This is a genomic window from Pedobacter albus (assembly GCF_036324255.1).
GTDB classification, from domain to species: Bacteria; Bacteroidota; Bacteroidia; order Sphingobacteriales; family Sphingobacteriaceae; genus Pedobacter; species Pedobacter albus.
On the sequence record NZ_JAZDQT010000001.1, the window covers coordinates 1,328,697 to 1,345,178 of the forward strand.

At 43.2% G+C, this 16,482-nt stretch carries 18 protein-coding genes and 1 pseudogene; 4 read left to right on the forward strand and 15 right to left on the reverse strand.

Going from position 1 to position 16,482, the window contains the following annotated elements; all coding sequences use genetic code 11:
- Nucleotides 1-36 precede the first annotated feature (36 nt).
- The 7 genes from ccoS to VRU48_RS05630 all read right to left on the reverse strand — a co-directional run bounded on the left by ccoS (nt 37) and on the right by VRU48_RS05630 (nt 8,709).
- On the reverse strand, nt 37-243 hold the full coding sequence (gene ccoS, locus VRU48_RS05600) for a cbb3-type cytochrome oxidase assembly protein CcoS (RefSeq protein WP_330106940.1): 207 nt from the start codon (nt 241-243) through the stop codon (nt 37-39).
- The gene (locus VRU48_RS05605; protein ID WP_330106941.1) at nt 240-2,618 is read right to left on the reverse strand and encodes a heavy metal translocating P-type ATPase; all 2,379 of its coding nucleotides are present in this window, start codon (nt 2,616-2,618) and stop codon (nt 240-242) included. Before VRU48_RS05605 ends, ccoS begins: the two co-directional genes overlap by 4 nt.
- Before the next feature lie 5 nt (nt 2,619-2,623).
- Nucleotides 2,624-3,964 carry an oxygen-independent coproporphyrinogen III oxidase gene (hemN, locus tag VRU48_RS05610; RefSeq protein ID WP_330106942.1) on the reverse strand — a complete coding sequence of 447 codons (1,341 nt, stop codon included), beginning with the start codon at nt 3,962-3,964 and terminating at the stop codon, nt 2,624-2,626.
- Complete coding sequence (locus VRU48_RS05615) at nt 3,964-4,389, reverse strand: Rossmann-fold NAD(P)-binding domain-containing protein (protein ID WP_330106943.1); 426 nt, start codon at nt 4,387-4,389, stop codon at nt 3,964-3,966. The genes hemN and VRU48_RS05615 overlap by 1 nt, the downstream gene beginning before the upstream one ends.
- 264 nt (nt 4,390-4,653) lie before the next feature.
- A complete protein-coding gene (locus tag VRU48_RS05620) occupies nt 4,654-5,682 on the reverse strand; it encodes a response regulator (RefSeq protein ID WP_330106944.1) in 1,029 nt (342 codons plus the stop codon).
- Nucleotides 5,683-5,688: 6 nt separating this feature from the next.
- A complete protein-coding gene (locus tag VRU48_RS05625; protein WP_330106945.1) occupies nt 5,689-6,873 on the reverse strand; it encodes a PAS domain-containing sensor histidine kinase in 1,185 nt (394 codons plus the stop codon).
- 36 nt (nt 6,874-6,909) lie between these two features.
- Nucleotides 6,910-8,709 carry a hypothetical protein gene (locus VRU48_RS05630; protein WP_330106946.1) on the reverse strand — a complete coding sequence of 600 codons (1,800 nt, stop codon included), beginning with the start codon at nt 8,707-8,709 and terminating at the stop codon, nt 6,910-6,912.
- A 248-nt stretch (nt 8,710-8,957) separates the two neighbouring features.
- On the opposite strand from VRU48_RS05630, the gene VRU48_RS05635 reads away from it, so the two are divergent.
- From VRU48_RS05635 to VRU48_RS05650, 4 genes are all read left to right on the forward strand, one after another.
- Nucleotides 8,958-9,137 (forward strand): hypothetical protein, encoded by a 180-nt coding sequence (locus tag VRU48_RS05635; protein ID WP_330106947.1) that lies wholly within the window; start codon nt 8,958-8,960, stop codon nt 9,135-9,137.
- Between the two features lie 102 nt (nt 9,138-9,239).
- On the forward strand, nt 9,240-10,847 hold the full coding sequence (locus VRU48_RS05640) for a helix-turn-helix domain-containing protein (RefSeq protein WP_330106948.1): 1,608 nt from the start codon (nt 9,240-9,242) through the stop codon (nt 10,845-10,847).
- A 266-nt stretch (nt 10,848-11,113) separates the two neighbouring features.
- Nucleotides 11,114-12,094 carry a helix-turn-helix domain-containing protein gene (locus VRU48_RS05645; protein ID WP_330106949.1) on the forward strand — a complete coding sequence of 327 codons (981 nt, stop codon included), beginning with the start codon at nt 11,114-11,116 and terminating at the stop codon, nt 12,092-12,094.
- A 156-nt stretch (nt 12,095-12,250) separates the two neighbouring features.
- Nucleotides 12,251-12,517 carry a hypothetical protein gene (locus VRU48_RS05650; RefSeq protein ID WP_330106950.1) on the forward strand — a complete coding sequence of 89 codons (267 nt, stop codon included), beginning with the start codon at nt 12,251-12,253 and terminating at the stop codon, nt 12,515-12,517.
- A 163-nt stretch (nt 12,518-12,680) separates the two neighbouring features.
- Here the strand turns inward: VRU48_RS05650 and VRU48_RS05655 are convergent, their stop codons facing one another.
- The 8 genes and pseudogenes from VRU48_RS05655 to VRU48_RS05685 all read right to left on the reverse strand — a co-directional run bounded on the left by VRU48_RS05655 (nt 12,681) and on the right by VRU48_RS05685 (nt 16,192).
- Nucleotides 12,681-13,085, reverse strand: a complete 405-nt coding sequence (locus VRU48_RS05655; RefSeq protein WP_330106951.1) for a hypothetical protein — start codon at nt 13,083-13,085, stop codon at nt 12,681-12,683.
- A gap of 135 nt (nt 13,086-13,220) precedes the next feature.
- Complete coding sequence (locus tag VRU48_RS05660) at nt 13,221-13,598, reverse strand: hypothetical protein (RefSeq protein WP_330106952.1); 378 nt, start codon at nt 13,596-13,598, stop codon at nt 13,221-13,223.
- A gap of 10 nt (nt 13,599-13,608) precedes the next feature.
- Nucleotides 13,609-14,235 carry a hypothetical protein gene (locus VRU48_RS05665; protein WP_330106953.1) on the reverse strand — a complete coding sequence of 209 codons (627 nt, stop codon included), beginning with the start codon at nt 14,233-14,235 and terminating at the stop codon, nt 13,609-13,611.
- Nucleotides 14,163-14,429: an RHS repeat domain-containing protein gene (locus VRU48_RS05670; RefSeq protein WP_330106954.1), complete on the reverse strand. Its 267-nt coding sequence runs from the start codon at nt 14,427-14,429 to the stop codon at nt 14,163-14,165. Before VRU48_RS05670 ends, VRU48_RS05665 begins: the two co-directional genes overlap by 73 nt.
- A 124-nt stretch (nt 14,430-14,553) precedes the next feature.
- The gene (locus tag VRU48_RS05675; RefSeq protein ID WP_330106955.1) at nt 14,554-14,898 is read right to left on the reverse strand and encodes a DUF5412 family protein; all 345 of its coding nucleotides are present in this window, start codon (nt 14,896-14,898) and stop codon (nt 14,554-14,556) included.
- Nucleotides 14,899-14,921: 23 nt separating this feature from the next.
- Nucleotides 14,922-15,533, reverse strand: coding sequence for a polymorphic toxin type 44 domain-containing protein (locus tag VRU48_RS05680; RefSeq protein ID WP_431311631.1), 612 nt, complete (start codon nt 15,531-15,533; stop codon nt 14,922-14,924).
- Nucleotides 15,525-15,665 (reverse strand): annotated as a pseudogene (locus VRU48_RS19625) (RHS repeat domain-containing protein); the annotation flags it as partial. The gene VRU48_RS05680 and the pseudogene VRU48_RS19625, both read right to left, overlap by 9 nt.
- Nucleotides 15,666-15,796: 131 nt before the next feature.
- Complete coding sequence (locus VRU48_RS05685; protein WP_330106957.1) at nt 15,797-16,192, reverse strand: hypothetical protein; 396 nt, start codon at nt 16,190-16,192, stop codon at nt 15,797-15,799.
- Nucleotides 16,193-16,482 lie beyond the last annotated feature (290 nt).

Sequence of the window (16,482 nt, forward strand, 5' to 3'; positions counted from 1 at the left end):
TCGGCTGGTCGGTTGCCTTGGTGATGGCAGTTACAGCTAAAAGTGATTTTGGTCAGTTTTTTCGTTTTGTTTAGGCGATTGGGGATCTTCGGCAGCATCGGGCGGTTCGTCGTCAAACAAAACCCTGATGCCCGGCGTATGCACGTCGTTGTGCTGCCCATCTTTCATAGCCCAGAAAAAGGCGCCCAGAAACACCAGCGCCATCAGTACGCTGCAGCCGATTAAAAAATAGAGGATGTTCATCGCAGTTGATTTTGATGTGCATAAAAACGGGTTGCCAAGGTGGTGAAACCGATAATGGTAACGGTGCTCAACGGCATGAGCACCGCTGCAACCAGGGGATAGAGCGTGCCTTGTACGGCAAAATACAGTCCAACACAGTTATAGGTGATGGCAATGGCAAAGCTGATCTTGATGATTTTAAGGCCATCTTTGCTCAACTGATGAAAATTAGGCAAATAGGTAAGCGAAGAGCCTTTGAGAATGGCATCGCAACCTGGCGTAAAGTTGTTGATGTTATCGGTAAGGGCAATGCCAAAATCACTTTGTTTGAGGGCACCGGCGTCATTCAGGCCATCGCCCAGCATCATTACGCTGCTGTCTTTTTGCAGGGTTTTGATGGCTTCGAGCTTATCATGTGGACTTTGCTGAAACCTGATGTCGGCATTGGCCGGAAAAATCTGTTTCAGGTATACTTCTTCCTTATTGGTATCGCCAGAAAGCACTTTGAGCTTGAACTTTTTTTGCAGCTTCCAGATCAGCTCCGACAAATTAGTCCGCCATTTTTGTTCCACACTGAAACAACCTTTGTAGCTATCGTTAATCACCACATGTACACCACTGCCCGCATCAACCTTTATACCGAAAGGCAATATGGCCGGACTACCCGCATACACCATCTGCTCGTTTACCCAGCCTTTAATGCCCTTGCCGGGAATTTCCTTGTATTTAGTAATGGGATAAAACTTGTTAAAATCGAGGTTTTTTAAAATCCTGCGGCTTAAAGGGTGCGATGAATGGCGCAACAAAGACACCACCATTCTTTTTTCTTCTTCGGTTAAAAGTCCATTAAAATAAACATCGGCCTGCTCCGTACTGGTTAAAGTACCCGTTTTGTCGAAAACAATGGTATTGCAGTGGGCCAGACGCTCAACGGCATCGGTATTTTTAACGTAGAAGCCCTTTTTATCGAATACCGAAAGTATGGCCGACAAGGTAAAAGGCGTGCTTAAAGCCAGCACACAGGGACAGGCCACAATAATAACGGCCGTAAAGGCATTCCAGGCTTTAACGCTACTGCCTTGGGCAAACCAATAAGCCAAGGTGCCAAAGGCCAAGACAAATACGGCCAGGCTAAAGTATTTGGCTACGCTGTCGTTAAAGTTTTGGCTGTTGTTGCCTTTGGTGTATTCTTTGTTCCATAAACTGGTTAAATAGCTCTGCGAAACGGGTTTTACCACCTCCACTTCTATGGCTTCGCCCAGCTGCTTGCCACCGGCATAGGTGATTTCGCCTAAAACCTTTTGTTGGGGTTCCGTTTCGCCGGTTACAAAACTCATGTCGAGCCAGGCCTCGCCTTTCATCAAGATCGAATCGGCGGGTATAAGTTCACCATTCCTGATCCACAATCTGTCTCCTACCTTGAGTTCGGCAATGGCGGTGGCCTGCTCCTTGCCATTTTGCAAGGTCGTAACGGCTATAGGAAAATAGGAACGATAATCGCGATCGAAAGAAATGTGATAATAGGTACGTTGCTTTACCCACTTGCCTAGCAAGAGCAGAAAAACCAATCCTGTTAGCGTATCGGCAAAACCTGGACCGTTCATCAACAGGGTTGACATGGCCGTTCTGAGCAAAAGCACAGCAATAATGAGGGCCAAAGGTGCATCAAGATTAACATGGCCATGTTTGAGGCTGGTTATGGCCGAAGTAAAATAATCGCGGGCGCAATAAAACGTTACTGGCAGACAAAAAAGTAGGTTTAACCAGGCAAACAGCTGCTGAAACTGCTTTTCAGTGCCCGACAAGCCAAAGTACTCTGGAAAGCTGAACAACATCACATTGCCCATGCAAAAACCAGCCAAAGCAATCTTCAAAATGAGGCTCCGATCTGTTGCCTTGCTCTTTTCTTTCACCACATCCTGCAAGCTCAGCAAAGGTTCGTAGCCGATATTGGTCAGGATTTCTACCACTTTTCGCAAAGAGATTTCCTGATTTTTGAAGCTGATGCTCACTTCTTTCTTTATAAAATCGATTTGAGAGCGATAAATGGCGGTGTTTATTTTATACAAATGTTCCAACAGCCACACACAAGAACTGCAGTGAATAGCGGGGATGTAAAAAGTGACAATCGTGTTCTCCTTGTCTTTATAGTCAATCAGTTGATCTACAATTTTAGGCTCGTCGAGGTAGTCGAAATGCGAATGCCCTTCTAAACGATTGCCAGGTGCATTGTTGTACGCATAATAGTTGCACAAATTGTTCTGCGACAGCAACTGGTACACGCTTTTGCAACCGGTACAGCAGAAATGCTTCTCGTCGAAAAGAAGATCGGCACCATTTAAAGCTTCGCCACAATGGTAACAACTTAGGCTCTGTAGTATTTCCTGATTTTTCATGGTCGTTAAACTGCGTTGCTGAAAAGAGTGGTTTGTGGCTGTTTTTGCCAAAGCCTTTCGTCAAAAGCCATACATACATTCCTGATGAACGATTTTCCTTCGGTAGCCAGACTGATTTCATTGCCTGTTATGGCCACCAAGCGGTCGTCTATCAAGGGTTTAAGTCTTTGCAACACCAGCGCAGGTACTTCGTCGGTAAAACGGGTGGCGTTTTTACACATCAGGTTCAGGATGTGTTGCCTGATGTAAAGGTCACGCTCGCTCAAGATATGCCCTTTCTCTATCGGAAAACAACCATTTTCTAATTGTTGCAGGTAGCTTTCTACGGTTTTTGCGTTTTGGGCAAAGGCACCTTGGCAATCGCTAATAGACGAAACGCCAAGCCCGATTAAAATTGGTGTGTACTGATGGGTATAGCCCATAAAATTGCGATGCAGCTGATGGCTTTCGCTCGCTTGATATAGCGGATCGCTTTTTAAGGCAAAATGATCCATGCCTATTTCTTCGTAGCCAGCCTCCAGCAACAGGTTGCGACCCGTGCGGTAAAGCCTGAATTTTTCTTCGCCTGCCGGAATGTCTTTTTCGGTAAAATGGCGCTGACCCGGTTTAAGCCAAGGCACATGGGCATAGCTGTAAAAGGCGATGCGATCGGGGTGCATGGCAATAACTTCGGTTATGGTTTGTACGAGCCCCTCGAGTGTTTGGCCGGGCAAACCATAAATCAGATCGAAATTGATGGATTCGTAGCCGATAACCCTGGCATCGTGCATGATTTTAGTGACCTGTTGGGTAGTTTGAAAACGGTTGATCATGAGCTGTACCTTGGGATCAAAATCCTGGATGCCCAAACTCAAGCGCCTGAAACCCAACTTATGCAAAGTATCTAAATGATCGAGCGTAGTGTTATCAGGATGTCCTTCAAAGGAGCATTCCGTCATTTTGCCACCTTTGCCTGCAATGGCATCAATCAGCTTTTCTAAATTTGCTGGACTAAAAAAAGTCGGGGTACCGCCACCCAAATGGATTTCCTTGATTTTGGGGTGCTCGCCCAAAACAGCACAATACATCTTCCACTCTTTAATCAAGGCAGCGATGTAAGGCAATTCTACACCATGATTTTTGGTAATGCGGGTATTGCACCCACAATAGGTACACAAATGCTCGCAAAATGGCAAATGGATGTACAGGCTGATGCCCTCCTCCTTGTTGTCGGCGTACGATTTGAGCAACTGGTCGAACCATTGCTGCTGGCTAAACGTTTCGTTTTCCCAATAAGGCACAGTGGGATAGCTAGTGTATCTCGGTGCGGCCACATTGTACTTTTTAAGCAGTGATGCAGTATCCATTAGTGTTGGTCTATAGGTTTAATACGGCAACTATTTGGGCAGCAACAAGCATCGCCTACACATTTTCCCTGTGCCCAATTATCGAGGTTTTTAACCACCTGGTACATGGTTTTCATCTCGCCTCCGTTTTCGAAAGGCACATTGGCCAGTTTGAGGCCCGCGTGGGCAACGGCCGATAAATCAATATGGTCTATCCCGAAGGAAGCGGCAGCAATGTATTTGATGCCCAAGGCCTTCAAACCTTTAACCAGCTCGGCATCCAGCGCATCTTCGTTAAAAACAATCAGTGCTTCCTTGCCCTGTGCAAAAGCCAAGGTATCGAGGGTTAAACTGTTGCTGATAATCGTGATATCGTGTTTTTTATGGTTGGCCAAAATGAGCCATTCTTTTTCTTGGGGTTTGATATGATACGCTATTGCTTTCATCTGCATATTTTGATATATACAAAACTAAAGCAAGGCCTATGGCCGACTGATGAGCGCGGTTAGGCAAAAAAATGATATTCGTCAGAAAAGGCGGAAGGAAGAAGGTGAAAGAGCAAAGCTAAAAGACTAAAGGTGGAAGGGAGAAGGTGAAAGAGCAAAGACCAAAGCTAAAAGACTAAAGACCAAAGTTAAAAGACTATAGATTATGGACCATGGACTATCGACTGTGGACTATTGACTATAGACTGTGAACTATCGACTAAACTACTGCTTAATATTCCTCAATTTCTCGATAGAAACAATATGAATGGCGTTGCCGTTTTTTTCGATGAGTTTTTCGTCTTTAAAATCGGCGAGCATTCGGCTTACGGTTTCGCTGGCCGTACCTACCAAGGCCGCCAAATCATCTCTCGAAATCCGCAACGTACATTCGTCCGATTGTTTATCGCCAAATTTATGGGCTACTTCTACCAAAGTTTCGGCCACTCGCTTACGCACCGAAAAATAGGCAAGCCTGAGCAACTGCTCGTCTTTATGCTGTGCGTTGTTTGACAGCATGCTCATAAAAGCACCCGAAATTTCCTGATGGCTTTGCAGGTAGTCCATAAAATCGGCCTTGGCAATGAGCAACAGTTCTACATCGGCAAGCGTAGCCGCATTATCGGTATACGAAGTGCCGTTGCACAGACTTTGGTAGCCAAAAAAATCGCCGGCATGGTACAGGGTCGAAGAAAGTTCGCGGCCGTCTTTTGCACGTTTGTAGGTTTTAACCTGCCCCTTAACCACATAATAAAGGTACGAGGGCTGGTCGTGCTCTACATAAATAATCTGCTTTTGACCAAAAGAACGGGGTTTGCCCTTAGCCTTCAATTCGGCAAACAGTGTTTCCTTATCGCCTGCCGTGGCCTTGAAACCTACGGGTTTATGGCGTTTTTTAAGTCTGCTTTCTATAGCGTTGAAAAGCTCCACATCGTCGAAAGGCTTGGTCAGGTAATCGTCGGCACCCATTTCCATGCCTTTACGCATATCGCTGCGTTCGGCCTTGGCGGTCATAAAAATAAAGGGAATACCGGCTGTTTGCGGATTTTTCTGCAACAAATAAAGTACGCCATAGCCATCCAGTTCGGGCATCATGATATCGCACAAAATAATATCGGGCGTATGCTTAATGGCCAAATCTACCCCAATCTTGCCGTTTTTGGCAGTAAAAGTAGCGTAACCGGCCAAATCGAGTATTTCTGCCGTGCTTTCTCTAATATCGTCGCTGTCTTCTATAATCAGGGCCTTTTTCATGTGCTGTTAAAATCTAAAATGCAACCTAAACGTAGTGCCTACCTCTTCTTCGCCAATATAGCTCACGGTTCCGTCCATCAGGCCAACATATCGCTTTACGATATTGAGCCCCAAGCCGGTTCCCGGAATATCGCCGGTATTATGCGCCCTAAAAAACGGCTCGAACAAGTTGCTGCGATCGGCCAAGGGAATGCCAATGCCGTTGTCGGTAATATCTATGGTCAGTTCGTTTTCCCTGATGGTGCTGTTAAACTGGATCATGGTGTCTTCGCCAGAATACTTGATGGCGTTGGAAATGAGGTTAATGATACAGTTTTTAAGCAGATGTTGGTCGAGGTAAACCTGGGCAGTAACGCCTTTGTGTTCGTATACAATGAGCTGGTTCTGCTTGCTGATGAGCTGCATCTCTTCGGCAATTTCTTCGGCAAACGAAATGATATCGAACCAGTTGGCATTGGCTTCTACCTTTCCGGCTTCCAGTTTTTCCAACGAAAGGAAATCATTGAGTATGGTAGTGAGGTTATTGATCGAATTCCTGATCTTGGCCGTGTGCTTTTCTACATTGGCCACATCCTGTTTCAAGGTATATTTATCGATTAATGAGGCCGAAAGCTGAATGGAGCTCAATGGCGTCCGGAACTCGTGCGAAGCCATGGAAACGAACCTGGTTTTGAGCTGGTTCAGTTCCTTTTCCTTTTCAAACATCTCGCTCACTACCTCTTTAGCCGTTTCGAGCTCGTTGATTAATTTGATAAGGTCTTGCGTACGCTCCTTTATCTTCACCTCCAGCTCTTCGGTATAGCTTTTTATTTTTTGTTCGTCTTCTTTCTCTCTACTCAAATCGTGCACAAAGCCCGTAAATATCTTCCTGTCGCTAAATTTCACTTCACTTACGCCTAACCTGAATGGAAAAGTACTGCCGTCTTTGCGCTGGCCGGTTACTTCCCTCCCAATGCCGATGATTTTTTTCTGGCCCGTGTGGTTGTAATTGGAAATATAGCTGTCGTGCCTGGCCCTATCTGGCTGAGGCATGAGCATGGCTACGTTTTTGCCAACCGTTTCTTCGCGCGAATAGCCGAACAACTGCAGGGCGGCAGGATTGATGTGTTCTATCACGCCCTTATCGTCAATGGTGATGATACCATCGATGGCATTTTCTATGATCGCGTTTAACAGCTGTGCTCTTTCCATTGCTTATCTTGTACCCAAATATAGCTAGTTTCTGCACTATTTAATTTCAACCGGCTTAATAATAGTGGCTGCCAATGCATTTTCGGCATTCAGCAGTTCCTGCTCAATCTTGTCTTTGACAAACAAGGCCTGACTGGTAAGCTGGTTAAACAAATATTTATAGTAATCGATACCCGATAGCAACTGATTCTTGAAACGTTGCAACTGGTTTTGCTTTTTCTCGTTAAATTCTTTCAGTTGCATTTGCAGTTCGGCCTGCAGGTAGGCGATGTACAGGTTAAGTTCCTTGATAAAGAAGTGTGGTCTTTTTACGCTAGCCAACAAGTCGGTTTTACCATAAATATGGCCTACCATGGCTTCTAAAGAATAGATTTTTGAAAAATAGGCCAAATTGGGGCCCGGGCAAATGGCTACTGCCTTACTTTCTTTGGGCTTCAGCATCTTATTTTTGAGGTAAACCGAGCTGGTCAAGCCTTCGCACAGGCAGGCTTTTTCCGTAATCTGCTCAAAACGCTCCTCATATTCTTTTACCGGAAGAGCCATGGCCTTCAATTCGTTGAGTTTAAGGTGCTGGTATGCCCTCGATGCCGTGCAAATGGGATCTTTAGTAAATTCGGTATTGCTGCACAGGTATTTTTTGGTGCAGGGACTGCCGGGTCTGCCTTTTTGAATACGTTCCAAACGCTGCATGTCGATGCTGCTCTGCTTAAAATTATTGAATGGTACACCCAAGGGCGAAGAACCGCTGAGGTAAAAATCGCTTTCTGTCGAATCGGCCAGCTGTTGCAAAGTCTGCTCGTCCACATTGGTTACCTCGGGCACCAATAAAAACGGGCTCCCCCAGCCCGTCGCATCAAGCTGGTAGTGCTTCAATAAGAATTCGTTTTCCTTGGCGGTGCCGATGCCCCCCTGCACGCTGAGCTTTTGTACCGGCAGCTGAATATGGCTTATGCCCTTTTCTTGCAGGGCCAGCACATAAAGCTGATACAGTTCTTCGAACATCATTTGCCTTTTCTGCTTAAATTCTTCCAAAATCGGCCCCAAAAGAAAACCTTCGGTGGCAAAGGCATGGCCACCACAATTCAATCCGGATTCTATCCTGAATTCAGAAACCCATAAACCCTTTTTTGCCAAAAACTTGGCCTGTATAAAGGCCGACCTGAAATCGCTTACCTTCAAAATCAGCTTCTTTTTGAGCTGTCCGTTGATATCAGGAAAGAAATCGGCAAAATTTTCGATATAGCTGTACAAACGAGGGTTCATGCCTGCCGAGAGAATAACCGACGAGTTGAGGCTGCTTTCGGCAAAACCGCGCAGGGCTGCCAAAGCATCGGTATTTTCGTCGCCGGTATACTCGTCGTTCTGGTTAAAGTTGGCCTTGTCTACCTTAGCCATGATGTTGACATCAATAGCGCCCAACTGCAGCTGTTTTTTAAGCAGGTTCTTGAAAATCGTTTTGCGCTCTCCTTCCGGATAATCCATAAAAAGCTCATAACCTTGTTTCAGTTGCGATTCTTCCGGCAAAAGTTCAAAATACCTGCAAATGTCGGTTCCGGGCTCAAATTCCTGCTGTTTAAGTTCGGCAAACTGTTTATTTACCTCCTCGTCCATCATGTTGAGGTAGGCCGTAATTCTTTGCGAACGACTGTTGGGCGCTTCTTTTTTGATGGCTACATAAGGTTTCCCTTGCTTTTGGGCATAATAGGCACGCATCCTTTCAATCAGCTCGTCGTCAACAATAGAAACAACAGACGAAATGCCATATTTGGCAACTTTTAATGGCGTATCTATCGAATAGCCTAAACCTAAAACGGGGATGTGGAATTTGTGGATCATTTGAATCTGGTCATGCTTGTTGGTCCAAAATTAGGGCAAAGCCTGATGGCCGAACCCCATATTTATCACCAAAAAAAATGATTAATATCACTTTTTTAAGAACAGCAACAAACCGAAACCCGACTAACGATAGCAAATACCATGGATTACAGCCAACCCAATCCTGTGCACAATCACAGCCAGAAGTGATTGCCGTCAAAATTTGAGCAGCCTGATTTGAACAACTTTGTAGCAACAAATCAATCGACATGAAAACTCAAAGTCAAACAGTTGTTGCCAACACCTTAAGCAATAAGCATTATATCTACATCGGATTGTTCATTCTGCTGTTGCAGGCCATTTTTCACCTTTCGGTAGACGCCTCGATCGTCAAGCATCCCAAAAGCGAAGCCCTCAAAGTGCAAGACGCACAACGAAACAGCTTATAGCGGGTAGTTTCGAACTGTTGACAGGAAGATAAATTTTATTGGCCATTCCAAAAAGCATTCCTATATTGGTGGATTGTTCCATCTTTTTGACTCATTTCGTCAATGAAACCGCATCTCCCTATCAAATACGCACTTTTACTGTTGCTTTTGGCGCAGTGCCTTGTTTCGACAGCCAACAATCCGCAGGAAACCAAGGATAAGCAATTCAACGAAACCTATACCAAAATAGCCACTGAAATCGCATCCAAGGATCTAAAAAAAGCCTTGAAGATGTCTGATTCGCTACTTTTAGTTGCACCAGACGATTATCACAAGATGAAATGCCTGATGCTATTGGCCACCTTGCACCAGCGTTCGGGCAATTTTGCCAAGGCCTTGGTCTGCGCGGCCGATGCCGAGAAATTGGCGCCCGACGATGAAAAAGGCAATGCTTTTAAGGTACGGATTGCCGGATTTCTTTCCACTCTTTACCGGGATGTAAACCTCACCGAACAGGCACGCAAGTATCTCGAAATTGCCGAAACCACCAATTTAAAACTCCAAAAATCGCCAGCCACCAACATTTCGCAAGCGCTTATCCTTCAAGAAAAAGCCTATTACGCCATCGAAGAAGACCACGATTACAAAATGGGCCTGCAACAGCTTGCGCTGGCAGAAAAAGGTTTTCTCGAAGTGCAAGACCAAGCCTCAAAGGACGTATTTTTGGCCACCAACGACCAGCTTTCGGGTCTTTGCTACCTCAACCTAAAAAATTATGCCATGGCCAAAGAAAGCCTGCTTAGTGCCATTACCCGCTTGGGCAGCACCGAAAGCGAGCTAAAAGCTTTTATTTATTGTGGCCTGGGCGATGTTGATGTGGCCGAGAAAAGATATCAGGAGGCATTGAGCAATTATAAGCTGGCCGAAAGCTATGCCCACCGTTCTAATAACTCCAATGCCAAAATCGCCCTCAGCAAAAGCATGGCCAGCTATTACACCATCATGGGCGATGCCAAAACGGCCCTTGCTTACCAAAATACCTATTCAAATCTCTCCGACGAGCGTACCCTGGCTACCAAAAAGATTTCGAACCAGCTGCTTGCCGAACTGAAGGAAAAAGAAAACGGAAACAATCGCCTTACCTTCTTGCTGGCCGGCGCTTCGGCCATATTGCTGGTTTTATTGATTGTAATGTGGCTGTTCAAAAACAGGAAAGAAAAAGAGAACCGCTTCAAGTACGAGCAACTCATCAAAAAAATGGAAGCACTCCAGCAAGCCGACAAAGAACCGGCCCACAGCCTTTTACCAAAAGCAGAGCCTAGTGAGCTTATGTCTAAAGAATCAGAAGACCGACTTCGCGAAGGACTTAACAAATTGGAAGAAAAGCACTTTTTTCTACAAGGCGATATCTCCTTATCAGGCTTGGCCAGCGAACTGAATTCGAACACGCGTTATGTTTCCTATATCATTAACAAATACCAGGAAAAGGATTTCAACAATTATATCAACGGCTTAAGGATCGATTACGCCTTAAACGACCTCCGTACAAATCCGATGGTACGCAAGTACAAGATTGCCTATCTTGCCCAAAAATACGGCTTCTCGTCGCACAGCAAATTTGGCGCAATATTTAAGGCAATCACCGGAATTTCGCCTTCGGTATTCATCGAAAACCTGGACAAAGACGACAAGGGAAAACGCATACAGCTCGTTACCCAAGAAGCTTCCTAACAGCAAAACGTAATCGACAAAAGCTGAGCAACACCTCAAATTCATCGCCGATTAGTCCTTTACACGCCTAAACATTATCCGTTTTAACGAATCTGGATAGTGCAACCGTTGCAATGCGGGCTTATTCTCTGCAGGTTTGCAAAAGCATCTGCAAACTCTCTTTGCAGGAGCCATGCCCTGTGATGAATATTGTATTTTCGACTGCGCTTTTTTCTATCCTTTCGGCTAATATGCTATTGGCTTTTAAAGTCTGTCGCTCAAAACCTATGGGCAAGTTTGGTCTTTGGGCCAATATGGCATTGTTGGTGGCTTTTGTTTGCGCCAGTAATCTTTTCGGTCTTTTTGGTGCCGATACTTTCAGGTTGCCTTTTCTTCCCTTTCTAGTACTAGCCGGACCTTTTGCCTACCTGTTTAGTTTAGCTGTAATCGGCGAATATCCTAAAAACAGCAAGGTTTGTCTACACCTGGCCATCCCCATCCTATTGATTATCCTCTCTCTTAAGTTAAGTATTTTTAAAGAATCGTTTCTTGCAGAGCATGCCGCTACGGTTTGGCTTATGGTATGTTCAACGGTATTATCTATTGGTTACTTGATGGCGGTAATTGCCAAGGTAATGTCTAAAAGGCATACCGGTGGAAACCATGCTGGTTTTTTGCTGCTGCTTATTACACAATTGCCCATAGCGGTAATGGCCAATATTGCAGGCATAGCCTATAGGCATGATTCTAAAAATCCGGAAGGTTTTTTTGTACCCGAAAGCACGCTCATTGTCAACTGGCTGGTATGCCTTTCCATGGCTTTGGCACTTTTTAGGTATTTTACCAAACAATTGTCTGTAAAAGAGTCAACAGAGGCCGAACAAAAACAATATCACAAGTCGCCCTTAACGGCAAAAGATATGGAAGAAATTGCCAAACGCCTGCTACTAGTGGCCGACAAAGGGATATACATCGATGCGGAACTTTCATTGAAAGGCTTGGCCAAAGCCGTTCAAGCGCCTATACATCATGTAACGCAAACCCTTAGCATGCAAATGAAAACAGATTTTTATGGCTTTGTAAATGGGTATCGGGTAAAGATGGCTTGCAGGATGCTTCAAGAAACCGATATGGCTATCGATTTGATAGGACAGGAATGCGGCTTTAATTCGCGCGCCACTTTCAACCGCCATTTTCGTACGGCTACCGGCACCACACCAAGCAACTACCGAACAGGTAAGGCTTGGCGAAATTCATGCTTAGCCTAAATCCAATAAGCTTTCCGTTAACCTGATGTTCGCCAAGAAACACATCCCGATGCTTAGTCTTCGGTTTTTTTAATAGGCAACAATAGACAAAGAAAACAAGCTTTGGAGTATAAAAAAGCGAAAATATGATTACTTTAGGGCATTCAATCAGCCCTAATGAAGTACCACTACCAATTCGTATCCAAAACTATCGTCCGAATAGAACTCATACCCGAAGACCAAAAAGAAACCGCATTAATTAAAACGCTTTCAAGTTCAGCCGAAAACGACCCAAACCTAAAGGAACTCTTTAAAAAGGGTTTTGAGGCATACGACCCAAAAGCCGAATTGACTAAGCTCAAATTCATGAATTTTCCGAGTGTGGCCCTTTGCTCCTATGCGTCAGCAACGGAACCAATTAATCAGCTTCATCGGGAAGAATAAACACCAGCAAGCCAGGTTTCAGGCCAGCTTTCCTTTCTATAAGTTAAACTCGTTGGTTTTATTTGATTAATTATGGCTAACAGCCATGTAATAAGTATCTCTTAAAGGAATTTTCTTCGGTTTAGTCGGCGCTTAATTGGCTTCCGAACAATTACGTACTTCCCTACATCACATAAATCAGCTTGCCCGATTTCTTCAACGTGTAGCCATTGCCTTGGGTGGCAAGCACTAATGCCCCAGCTTTCCATACCGTTGTTCCTTTTACTTTGGTCTTTTTCAGAATGCTGGAACCATTGCTTCCGGGCAGAAAGATTTCTGCGCGCTGTCTGCTCTTGTCGAATATAACCACTGCATCGCTTGTATAGCTTCCTTTGGGCGTTTTTTCCTTTAACCGGATCTTTTCTTCGAACAGGCGTACGCAATCATTGCGCACTACCGAATAAGTATAGCCCGCTGATCCGATACAACCGTGTTTGTTGCGGTCTGAACCAGGTGCTTTTTGTTGGGCATTTACATTGGCTACCCATAGTACAAGTACTAAAGCAATGGCTAGTTTTACATTTGACATATACAATTCTTTGGGCAGAGGCACCATTGCCTTTTGTGTTCTTATAAATTTAACAAAATATCAGCATAACTGAAATAGTCAAAAAAGATCAACAAACAAAAAAGCCCAACTGAAAAGTTCGGCTTTGGCTTTTTTTTAAGATAAGCAATAATCAAGAACTTCTTTTACCACCGATTTAGTTACAGTTCCGTTTACGGATGGGTCTGTCATTCTCTCAGTAAGCTCTAAAAGCTTCTCATTTTCAAAAAATACGTTTTCAGATAATAATAAAGCATCTATGACATAGTATAGTTCGTATTCTGATAAACCGTCATTTAAATATTGCTTGCATAATTCTGATATATGCACCTTAGTCAGATAAAAATCAATATCAGCTACTAAAAAAACCTCCGAACTAGCCCCCCTTTTTGAAAGCTGCTTTTTATAATCTGTAACTTCTTTATCAATACTTTTTTTAAAGTTTTCGAGTTCCAGATTTTGCTCTAAAAAAGATCTCAATTGACTTAGTTTCATAGCTGTCATTTTATTGTTCCCTACCCTCTGGGCCACCTCTTAAAGGCTTACGACCTTGATATTTGTTCCCTCTATCGTAACTATCTTTGTAAGTCTTTACAGTTTTACCATCTTTATTCTTATACGTAGTGTATTCAGCTCTTGATTGTCTAGGACCTTTTTCAGGTCTAACTTCTGTTTTCTTTGTAAACTCACCAACTTTCGAAAGCTTTTGACTGCCAGCCTCAACTGTTTTGGCTACTGATTTTTCTACTTTAGCTTCTGTTTTGACAGCATCGATAGCACCTTCAATAATCTTAACATCTTTTTTAATTTTACCCACTTTTGCCAAATCACCAGCTAATGGTATAACCCCTAACGCACTTATCCCTGCATCTAACCAATCACCTTTTTTAGCCGAAATACTTGCGTTAACACCATCGGCTATACCTGTAGGATCAAATATACCTACAACATCTAAACTTGCCTGTAATACTGCTGTACCATCTAAAGTATAGTTCCCACCGAAACTAACTCCTAAAGAACTGGCGTTAACTTCAATATCGATAAGCTCTGTTTTGATTGTTACACTAGAATTTCCTTTTCCTCTAATAATAATATCTGTAGGCGCATTACCATCGGGATTGGTATAGCGCATTGGATTATTGAGACCGTAATTATAAGGAAATGGCTACGCATTTCTTCAGAAAGTGCATCAACAACGTTGAAACGCCCTATCACCGGGTCATAGAACCTGGCCCCGTAGTCGTACTGTTCCAGCTCGTACTGCAGCTCCTTGCCGTTGTACAGGTACTTGTTGTCCAGCGATACAGGGCTGCCCGCAGATTTCATTAAGCCAAAAGGATAATAGTTGTCCTCCTGCAACAGGCATATCGTGCTTTATATTGACCGACGAAGATATTTTTATATTATGTACTCTTTCCATCGCGCATTCTGTTGGGTTTACTATTTTATGCTAAGGTAATTTCAGCAATATAGTATCAGCCGGTTTTTTATTGAAAGTTGTATCCCTTAAAATGAGCCTTAGATATTTGTTGTCAACTTTACAAGACACTAGGTAGTTATATCGTTCATAACTTTTCAACACACTTTCTTTTTCTTCATTCTGTAATCTGACTTGAATGTAACTTTGATTTGTGGCATTGGAAGGAATATGGTATAAATTCAATTTGTATTTTTTACCTGGAACATCAACTGCTTTTAGTCTAATATTGTTTTCTTCAAACAAGCTAAAAGACGACAGTTTATAAATAACCAACATTATTATAGCTATTGCCACAATTAATATAATTGCTCTCATTTTAAATTTATTTTTTAAGTTTATTATATCGAAACCCAGCTTTGATCTCTTGGGTCATCACCATAGGGTGGCAACATTACTTTTATTGTTGTCGAAGTCCCATAAGGTGTACTGGTTGTCGTTGTCAAATATTTTTGCCATTCTGGTAAAGATGTTCCTGCAGCCATTTGGGCCGCACCTGCTTGTTTCAACATAAACTCTTCTGTAAAGAAGCCATATGCTTTTCCAACTGCTCCAAAATGATGGTTTCCAATATCTTGTGCTTCCATTGACTTTCCTTGGAATGAAAATATTGTCTTTCCATCATTACCTAGTCCAAATATACTTCCCTTATCGCTCTTTAAATCCCAGTCTCCTTTGTTCCTAACCTTTTCTTTAAAGGTCCATGGATTATAGATACCTTTTGCTTCTTTCATATTTTTTTCAAGAAGATTAGCATAGACTTTGTCAACATTTATTTTTCCACCGAGTTCACCAATTTTTTCCCCATCTGCACTTGTGTTTTTTGTACTATAAGTTTTGTTAACATCTGCTTCGGTCTGTGCCTTTTCGTGTACATGGACACTTTTATCTCCATCATCAACATTTTTGAGTACAGTCCCGTATTTATCTAGGTGGATTGACTCCGGCCCCATTCCATCTGGATCAATAAACCTTATTGGATTATTAAATACATAATTATAGGGGGAATGTCTTCGCATCTGCTCCGCCAACGGATCCACTACATTCCATCTAGCAATGATTGGGTCATAGAACCTGGCTGGAAAAACCATGAGCCTTGACCCCCATACGCCAATTTTAAAACAGTCTGTAACCACCTGTTATTCAAACATAAAAAAGGGATTGATCTTTTGGCGAGACGGGGTCAACTATTATTGGTTTTTCCACATTAAACAGCTTACTTTTTATTTTTGAAACATAAGCCAGCAATGTTATCCGCATAAAAAAGGTCCCATTGGGTTTCATTTTCAACGTTTATTGTAGTAGTGTTATCTACCGCCATCCCAGACACTTCATATTTTGAAGCTGATGGAATTGTAGACACTCCATTTACTTGTGACATAGAGTGAATATCAAAAGCATAAAGTCCATTTACTTTTATGCTTTTGCATTCATTATCAACCTTCTTTGATACTATTTTATAGCGCAGTTCTCCTTTTTGTGCATATATGAGGTAATACGATTGGATCGAATCAATTCTATATACCTTGAATGCGTTATTTTGTGTTCGATGAAACACCTTGCATTGTAGAAATGCCAAGCTTACTATAAAGATCAAAATAAGTTTTTTCATAGCTATTAGTTTTTAGGGACAGGTAACTGCTGAATTACTTTTGGTTCCTTCACTCCATCCGAAACCAACCATATTACCCAACTAGCACCGGGATAAGGAGGGCTGAGAAAGTTCCCGCTAGCATCCGTAACTTTTGAAACAATCGGTCCAGACTGTGGCGTAGCCGCTGAATGCGCTGCCTTGTAAACGTTTCCTGGTTTATCCGAACCAACGGGTGATGATATTCCTGATGCTTGCGACAGTTTTGCCCCCTGATATGCTTCAGTAACTTCATGTAACATTCCAGAACC